7 protein-coding genes are annotated in these 7,949 nt (G+C 69.9%); 1 reads left to right on the top strand and 6 read right to left on the bottom strand.

Features of this window, described 5'->3' with window-relative positions:
• Positions 1-123 precede the first annotated feature (123 nt).
• The 6 genes from ACSHSS_RS24065 to ACSHSS_RS24040 form a co-directional block, all read right to left on the bottom strand.
• Complete coding sequence (locus tag ACSHSS_RS24065; RefSeq protein ID WP_039225094.1) at positions 124-639, bottom strand: DUF1993 domain-containing protein; 516 nt, start codon at positions 637-639, stop codon at positions 124-126.
• A 223-nt stretch (positions 640-862) separates the two neighbouring features.
• A complete protein-coding gene (locus ACSHSS_RS24060; RefSeq protein WP_445545633.1) occupies positions 863-2,623 on the bottom strand; it encodes a prolyl oligopeptidase family serine peptidase in 1,761 nt (586 codons plus the stop codon).
• Between the two features lie 118 nt (positions 2,624-2,741).
• On the bottom strand, positions 2,742-3,371 hold the full coding sequence (locus ACSHSS_RS24055; protein ID WP_006412310.1) for a riboflavin synthase: 630 nt from the start codon (positions 3,369-3,371) through the stop codon (positions 2,742-2,744).
• 14 nt (positions 3,372-3,385) lie between these two features.
• On the bottom strand, positions 3,386-4,507 hold the full coding sequence (ribD, locus tag ACSHSS_RS24050) for a bifunctional diaminohydroxyphosphoribosylaminopyrimidine deaminase/5-amino-6-(5-phosphoribosylamino)uracil reductase RibD (protein ID WP_006412307.1): 1,122 nt from the start codon (positions 4,505-4,507) through the stop codon (positions 3,386-3,388).
• A 12-nt stretch (positions 4,508-4,519) separates the two neighbouring features.
• Positions 4,520-5,803, bottom strand: coding sequence for a glutamate-1-semialdehyde 2,1-aminomutase (gene hemL, locus ACSHSS_RS24045; protein ID WP_445545632.1), 1,284 nt, complete (start codon positions 5,801-5,803; stop codon positions 4,520-4,522).
• 173 nt (positions 5,804-5,976) lie between these two features.
• On the bottom strand, positions 5,977-6,432 hold the full coding sequence (locus ACSHSS_RS24040) for a hypothetical protein (RefSeq protein ID WP_006410508.1): 456 nt from the start codon (positions 6,430-6,432) through the stop codon (positions 5,977-5,979).
• Between the two features lie 232 nt (positions 6,433-6,664).
• Between ACSHSS_RS24040 and ACSHSS_RS24035 the strand changes: the two genes are divergently transcribed.
• On the top strand, positions 6,665-7,882 hold the full coding sequence (locus tag ACSHSS_RS24035; RefSeq protein WP_039225097.1) for a Bcr/CflA family multidrug efflux MFS transporter: 1,218 nt from the start codon (positions 6,665-6,667) through the stop codon (positions 7,880-7,882).
• Positions 7,883-7,949 lie beyond the last annotated feature (67 nt).

Genomic DNA, 7,949 nt, shown 5'->3' with positions numbered 1-7,949 from the left:
CATCTCGCCTGCAACTTCGGAAGTTGGTCCATTGATCAGCGTTTCCCTAGCCGCGCCGCGTTTCGGCCGGCGCGCCCGCGCACGGCCCGCGAACGGGCCGGAACGCGGTGCGGCCGCGCGTCGTCAGGCCTGTTCGTTGCGGCCGAGGTAGTCGAGCTTGCCGAGCTCGACGCCGTTGTGGCGCAGGATGTCGTACGCCGTCGTGACGTGGAAGAAGAAGTTCGGCAGCACGAAGTGCAGCAGGTACGACTGGCCGGTGAATTCGATCGGGCCGACGCGCATCTTCAGCACGATCTGGCGCGTTTCGCTGCCGTCGATCTGCGCGGCGTCGAAGCTTTTCAGATAGTCGATCGTCTTCTGGACGCGCGCGTGCAGTTCGTCGAACGTCTGTTCGACGTCCGGGTAGCTCGGGATGTCGACGCCGGCGAGCCGCGCCGCGCAGCCCTTGGCGGTGTCGGTCGCGATGTAGACCTGGCGCACGAGCGGCAGCATGTCCGGATAGAGACGCGCGCCGACGAACACCGACGGATCGATCTGCTTTTCGGCCGCGTGCGCCTGTGCCTTGCCGAGGATGTGCTGCAGGTTGGTGAGGCCGCGGATCAGCACGGGCAGCGAAGCCTGGTACATCGAGATGGACATGGGGACGACTCCTTGAGGAAGAGGACGGCCGCGGTGCGGCGCGCGTTCGTTGCGGCGCCGAAACCGCGGTCGTCGCATCTTAGCGCGGCCGGGCGGGGCGTGCCTGGCGCGTGATTGCCGCGCGCTTATGAGGCGCGTGGTCGCCGCCGTAATCGGCGCCGCGGGGAACGGTGGGTCGAAAGGCGCGGCGCTTGCGGGCGCAGTGCCGGTTCGTTTTACGTCTTCAGTTGCGTTGTAACCAGTCGACGATCCGCCGGTATCGGTCCGCGATGTTCGCCGGCGACTGCGGCACATGATCGTCGCCCCAGTAGCGGATCAGCCGCACGTCGCGCCCGAGCTGCGCGAGCGTCGCGAACATCCGCTCGCTCTGCTCGAGCGGCACGTAGTCGGCGTCGCCGTGGATCAGCAGCAGCGGCGTCGTGATCCGCGCCGCGTGCCGGATCGGACTGATCGCATGATAGGCGTGCGGATCCGCGCACGGGTCTGCGTCGAGGCTCCAGCTGTTGTCGGCCAGCAGCTTGCCGAGCAGCTCGAACCGCTCGGCGCGCGCGTCGTGGCCGGTTTCGTAACGCAGGCGCGGATCGAGCGACGCATGGAGCGCGGCTGCATCGCTGATGCCGGCGCTCGAAATGCCCGAGCGGAACATCGACGTGTGCGCGAGCAGCATCATCGTCGCCCAGCCGCCGAGGCTCTGGCCGTATAGATGCAGCCGGTCGCGATCGACGTAGCCGGCCGCAGCCGCCGCATCGACGGCCGCGCAGACGTCATCGAGCATCCGCGATGCCATCGACGCCGGCTCGACGCCCGCCACGCTGCGCAGGTCGACGTCGACGACGACGAAGCCGTGCGCGGCCAGCGGATGAAAGTTGAACGGCAGCGGGCAATCCGGTTCGTGAAACATGTGTGGATCACGGTGCGCGGCCCGGTCGTGCGGATACACCCAGACGATCGCCGGCATCGGCGCGCCCGCGTAGTCCGGCGGCAGAAGCAGGTCGACGTAGCGTGGCCGGCCAGGCTCCGCGCCGCGGCACGGCAACCGCCGCGGCGTGCCGGCCGCGATCCGGGCGAGATGCCGGTTCGTCTCGAACACGATGTCGGGCGCGCTTGAGCCCGTTCGGCGGATCGTCAGCCGCGTCGCGTCGCGCGCGTGTTCGACGAAGGCCGCATAGCGGTCGTCCGCGCCCGGCGATACGCGCTCCCGGCGGATGCCGTCGCGAGCGGGCGGCGCGTCGACGTCGACGGCGGGCGTTGCGGGTACCGGCGACTCGGGCGACAGTCCGACCCGTACGCATTCGTCGTGCGTTAGCGGATCGAGCGAGCGGGCGCCCGGTGCGAACGCCCACCAGTCCGGTGCCGGTGGGACAGGGGCGGTGCCGAACGAGTCGCTGTCGAGCACATCGGCGGTCGACTGCCGACCGCGCGAGCACGCTTCCCATGCGTCATGCGCGTTCGCGAACAGGCGGCGCGGCAGATTCATCGCGATCGGCGTGCGGCCTTCGGCGAGCAGCGGCAGTGCGACGCGACCGTCCGCGAGCCACCTCAACGGGCCGTCGCGGTCCGGCGACGCGAGATCGACGCTGCGCGTCGTCGGGATCGGCGTCACGGCCGCGGTGGACGGATCGATCAGCACGGCATGCACGCAATCGTCGTCGACGGACAGCGCGATTGCCGCGATCCAGCGACCGTCGGGCGACCATGTCGGCGAGCCGAACGCGTGTCCGGCCCGCACGTCGCCCGCGAGCCGGCGCAGCGTACGGTCGGCAAATTGGAAGAGATACAGCTCAGCGCGGTCGAGGCCGGCGAGATAAGGACGATCGAAGCGGCGCGCGTCGGCGAGCGGCCGGATGACGGCAAAGCAGACCGAACCGCCGTCGGGCGAGAGCGCGCAAGTGGCGCCGTGATAGCGCTGGAAGTCGTCGAGCGACAGCAGATCGTCGACGGTGAAGCGACGCTGCGGTGCGCAGCGGGGGAGGGAGGCCGTCACGCGGGCTCCTGGTCGGGTCGCCGAGAGCCGGTAGACCGCGCGCAGCGGCCGCGAGTTCCGGATGCGGCTCGCGACGGCCGCCGCCCTCGGGCGGCAGGCGCATCGCGTCGCGCCGTCGTCAGTCCTGGCTCGCGCCCTGCGACATCGTCAACATCCGCTCCACATAGCGCGCAATCATGTCGACTTCGAGGTTGACCTGGTCGCCGGCCTTCAGGTGGCGCAGCGTCGTCACCTCGACCGTATGGGGAATCAGGTTGATCGAGAACTCGGAGCCGTCCGGGCGATCCTCGACCGCGTTGACGGTCAGGCTCACGCCGTTCACTGTGATCGAGCCCTTGTACGCGAGATAGCGGCCGAGCTCGCGCGGCGCGACGATCCGCAGCTCGTGCGATTCGCCGACCGGCGCGAAGCGCGACACGGTGCCGAGCCCGTCGACGTGGCCCGACACGATATGGCCGCCGAGCCGGTCGTGCGCGCGCAGCGCCTTCTCGAGATTCACGTCGCCCGGCTGCGCGAGCCCGACCGTGCGGTTCAGGCTTTCGCGCGACACGTCGACGTCGAAGGTCGTGTCGGTCTTGGCGATCACCGTCATGCAGGCGCCCTGGATCGCGATGCTGTCGCCGAGCGCGACGTCCGCGAGGTCGAGGCCGCCGGCATTCACGGTCAGCCGCACGCCGGCGTCCGGCGACGCGCCGAGCGGATTGATCGATTCGATGCGGCCGACTGCCGCGACAATTCCGGTAAACATCGTGACGATTCCGTTCAATGAGTGGCGGGGGGCGGCGCGATACGCGCCAGAATCCGCAGATCGTCGCCGATCCGCTCGATATGGTGGAACACGAGCCGCGTGCGTGCGTCGAGGCTGGCCGGCGCGGCGAGATCGAACATGCCGGCCGCGTCGGCGCCGAGCAGGCTCGGCGCCAGATAGACGAGCAGCTCGTCGACGCACCGTTCGCGCAGCAGCGAACCGTTCAGCTTGTGGCCGGCCTCGACATGCAGCTCGTTGATGCCGCGCGCGCCGAGCGCCGACAGCATCGCGCCGAGGTCGACCTTGCCGTGCGCATTCGCGAGCGACACGATTTCCGCGCCGCGCGCCTTCAGCGCGCTCGCGCGCGCTTCGCCGTCCGCGTCGAGCCGGCCGCAGAAGATCAGCAGGGGCGCGCCTTCGAGCAGCCGCGCGTCGAGCGGCAGCTCGAGCCGGCTGTCGACGAGCACGCGCTGCGGCTGGCGCGGCGTGTCGATGCCGCGCACGGTCAGCTGCGGATCGTCTTCGCGCACGGTGCCGATTCCGGTCAGGATCGCGCACGCGCGCGCACGCCACGCGTGTCCGTCGGCGCGCGCCGCTTCGCCGGTGATCCACTGGCTTTCGCCGGACGGCAGCGCGGTGCGGCCGTCGAGCGATGCGGCGGCCTTCATCCGCACCCACGGGCGGCCGCGCGTCATCCGCGACACGAAGCCGATGTTCAGCTCGCCCGCCTCATGCGCGAGCAGCCCGCAGCGCACGTCGATGCCCGCATCGCGCAGCATCCCGAGGCCGCGCCCCGACACCAGCGGATTCGGATCTTCCATCGCGGCGACGACCTTCGCGACACGCGCTTCGATCAGCGCGTTCGCGCACGGCGGCGTGCGGCCGAAGTGGCTGCAGGGCTCGAGCGTCACGTAGACGGTCGAGCCGGCCACGTCGTGGCCGCGCGCGCGCGCATCCTTCAGCGCCTGCACTTCCGCATGGTCCTGGCCCGGCGGCTGCGTGTGGCCTTCGCCGATCACCTCGCCGTGCTTGACGATCACGCAGCCGACGCGCGGGTTCGGCGTGGTCGTATACATGCCGCGTGCAGCGAGCGCGAGCGCGCGCTGCATGTGGGCGAAGTCGATGTCCGAAAACATGCGCGCGCCCGCTCAGGCGGCGAGGGCCGCGAACGCGCGGCGCGCGGCCGCGAGCGTCGCGTCGATCACCGCGTCGTCGTGCGTGCTCGACACGAAGCCCGCTTCGTACGCGGACGGCGCGAAATACACGCCTTCGTCGAGCATCAGGTGAAAGAAGCGGTTGAAGCGCTCGATGTCGCTCTTCGTGACTTCGGCGAAGCTCGTCGGCACGCGCTCGGCGAAGTACAGGCCGAACATCGCGCCGATCGAGTCGGCCGCGAACGGCACGCCAGCCGCGCGCGCTTCGGCCGCGAGGCCGTCGGCGAGCCGCTTGGTCTGTGCAGTGAGCGCATCGTAGAAGCCGGGCGCCTGGATCAGCTGCAGCGTCTTCAGGCCCGCGGCGACCGCGATCGGGTTGCCCGACAGCGTGCCGGCCTGGTACACGCCGCCGAGCGGCGCGAGATGGGCCATGATGTCGCGGCGGCCGCCGAACGCGGCGGCCGGCATCCCACCGCCGATCACCTTGCCGAGGCAGGTCAGGTCGGCCGCGATCCCGTAGTGCGCCTGCGCGCCGCCGAGCGCGACACGGAAGCCGCACATCACTTCGTCGAAGATCAGCACGGCGCCGTGCTTCGTGCACAGCGCGCGCAGTGCGTTGAGGAACGCCGGCGTGCCGCGCACGAGGTTCATGTTGCCGGCGACGGGCTCGACGATCACGGCCGCGATTTCGTCGCCGAACGCGCCGAACGCTTCTTCGAGCGCGGCGACGTTGTTGTATTCGAGGACGGTCGTGTGTTTCGCGATGTCGGCGGGCACGCCGGCCGAGGTCGGATTGCCGAACGTCAGCAGGCCGGAACCGGCCTTCACGAGCAGGCTGTCCGCGTGACCGTGGTAGCAGCCTTCGAACTTGACGATGCGGCTGCGGCCGGTGAAGCCGCGTGCGAGCCGCAGCGCGCTCATCGTCGCTTCGGTGCCGCTCGACACCATCCGCACTTGCTCGATCGACGGCACGAGCTTGCAGATCTCTTCGGCGATCTCGATCTCGGCCTCGGTCGGCGCGCCGAACGAGAAGCCGTCGGCGAGCACCTTCTGTACGGCGTCGAGCACCTCGGGGTGCACGTGGCCGACGATCATCGGGCCCCACGAGCCGATGTAGTCGATGTACTGCTTGCCGTCGGCATCCCAGAAGTACGGGCCTTGCGCGCGTGCGACGAAGCGCGGGGTGCCACCGACCGAACGGAACGCGCGAACCGGCGAGTTGACGCCGCCGGGAATGGTCTTCTGGGCGCGTTCGAAGAGGATCTGATTGTTGGACATGAGCGAAACCTGCGAGAGAACGGCGCGGGGCCTGTGCACGGGCCGCGGCGCCTGGGCGGAACGATCGTCCGATTGTACCGGAGACGCGCGCGGCCAGCCGGGCCGCGGGTTGCGGCCTTTCGGCGCGTCGTGCCGGCCGCTTCCGATCGGGGTGCGTGCCGCCTGCCGCCCCGTTATCGCGGCGGCTTGCGCCGGCCGCCGGTCAGTTCGGCCCAGCGCTTTTCGAGCGGGCCTTCGACCATCGGCTTGATCGACGTGCCGGAGGTCTGCGCGTCCCACGTTTGCACCGAGTACGGATGCACGCGCAGCGCGTCGCGCGGGATCACCACGTCCTGATGGCCGTCGACGAGCCAGTCGTAGACGAAATCGATGCAGAGCCGGTAGCCGCGCTTCGTCGTCGGGTCGGGCACCTCGTACGGTGCGCGCGTCACGTAGCCCGATCCGAATACGCCCTTCGGCGCCTGCGCGACGCGATGCAGGAACACGCGGTCGCCCGGCAGGATGCCGCGCGCGAAGCCGCAGCCCCAGACGTCGTGCACGGCCTCGCCGGCCTTCACGCGCGCGGCGACATCGGGCAGTTCGGGCCACGGCCACTTCTTGGGGCTCCAGATCAGCAGGAAGGCGGTCATCGGTTCGAGGCGCATTGGTCAGACAACGGACGCAAGCTTAATGCAATTCGTGCTCGCACCGCGCGCGGATACGGCCCGTATTCCGGCGCGTCGGGCGGCCGTGTCACCGCGCGCACGGTCGTGCGAAAAAAGTTGCGCGTACAATCATGCTCCTGAGCGCGCCGCATACGGCGCGACTTCGTCCAGACCGCCACGCGCGCCGCGAAGCGCGCGGGCTTCGACCCGGAATCCCATGTCTCACGTCGTCCGGCGCCGGCCCGATGCCCGGCTGATCCTGTTGCTCGGCGCGCTGGCCGCGTGCGGGCCGATCGCTACCGACATGTACCTGCCGAGCCTGCCGTCGATCGCGCAAGGCTTCTCCGTCAGCCCGGGCGCCGCGCAGCGCACGCTGACGAGCTTCATGGCCGGCTTCTCGATCGGCATGCTGCTGTACGGCCCGCTGTCCGACACCTGGGGCCGCAGGCCCGTGCTGCTCGGCGGTATTGCGCTGTTTACGCTCGCGAGCGTCGGCTGCTTCGTGTCGACGTCGATCGACATGCTGATCGTCGTGCGCTTTCTGCAGGCGCTCGGCGCCGGTGCGGCGTCGGTGCTTGCGCGGGCGATCGCGCGCGATGCGCACGAGCCGACCGATGCGGCGAAAGTGCTGTCGATGGTCGCGATCGTCACCGCGGTCGGCCCGCTGCTCGCGCCGCTGATCGGCGGACAGATCCTGCGCTTTGCCGGCTGGCGCGGCGTGTTCGTCGTGCTCGCCGCGTTCGGCGCGCTATGCGCGGCGACCGCGTATCTGCGCGTGCCCGAAACCTGGCCGAAGGAGCGGCGCAAGAGCGCGGCCGTGCTGGCGTCGTTCGCGTCGTACGGGCGCATCCTGTCCGACCCCGTCGCGTGGGGTCACATGCTGTGCGGCGGGATGGCATTCGCGTCGATGTTCTCGTACATCACCGCGACGCCGTTCGTCTACATCGAATATTTCCACGTGTCGCCTCAGCACTACGGCCTGCTGTTCGGGCTCAACGTGGTCGGCATCATGATCGGCAACTTCACGAATACGCGGCTCGTCGGCCGGCTCGGCTCGCTGCGCATCATCTCGGCCGCGTCGCTCGTGAGCTGCGTCGCGTCGCTCGCGGTCGCGCTCGTCGCGCTGACGGGGTGGGGCGGGTTGTGGTCGATCGTCGTCTGCCTGTTCTTCGTCGTCGGCGTGGTCGGGATTCTGTCCGCGAACTGCACGACCGACCTGATGCATCGCTATCCGCACAACGCGGGCGCGTCGGCGGCCGTGTTCGGTGCGATGCAGCTCGCGCTCGGCGCGCTCGCGAGCGTCGCCATCGGCGTGCTTGCGGACGGCACGCCGTTCGCGATGGGCGTGACGATCGGTGTGACCGGCGTGCTCTGTTTCGTCGGACGTTATCTCGTGCTGCGCTGGCACGGGCGGCCGGTCAAAGCGGCCGCCTGAGCGCGTCGCCGCATGCAAAACGCCACCGCGCGCGCTTGCGCCGGTGGCGTTTTGCTTTGGGCACGCG

The sequence above is a fragment of the Burkholderia sp. BC1 genome (assembly GCF_052683555.1).
This window is presented reverse-complemented; position numbering and strand designations above follow the sequence as displayed.

Coding starts and splice junctions, on each gene's coding strand:
- ACSHSS_RS24055 (WP_006412310.1), bottom strand. CDS start 3,371: ATGTTTACCGGAATTGTCGCGGCAGTCGGCCGCATCGAATCGATCAAT.
- ACSHSS_RS24065 (WP_039225094.1), bottom strand. CDS start 639: ATGTCCATCTCGATGTACCAGGCTTCGCTGCCCGTGCTGATCCGCGGC.
- hemL (WP_445545632.1), bottom strand. CDS start 5,803: ATGTCCAACAATCAGATCCTCTTCGAACGCGCCCAGAAGACCATTCCC.
- ACSHSS_RS24035 (WP_039225097.1), top strand. CDS start 6,665: ATGTCTCACGTCGTCCGGCGCCGGCCCGATGCCCGGCTGATCCTGTTG.
- ribD (WP_006412307.1), bottom strand. CDS start 4,507: ATGTTTTCGGACATCGACTTCGCCCACATGCAGCGCGCGCTCGCGCTC.
- ACSHSS_RS24040 (WP_006410508.1), bottom strand. CDS start 6,432: ATGACCGCCTTCCTGCTGATCTGGAGCCCCAAGAAGTGGCCGTGGCCC.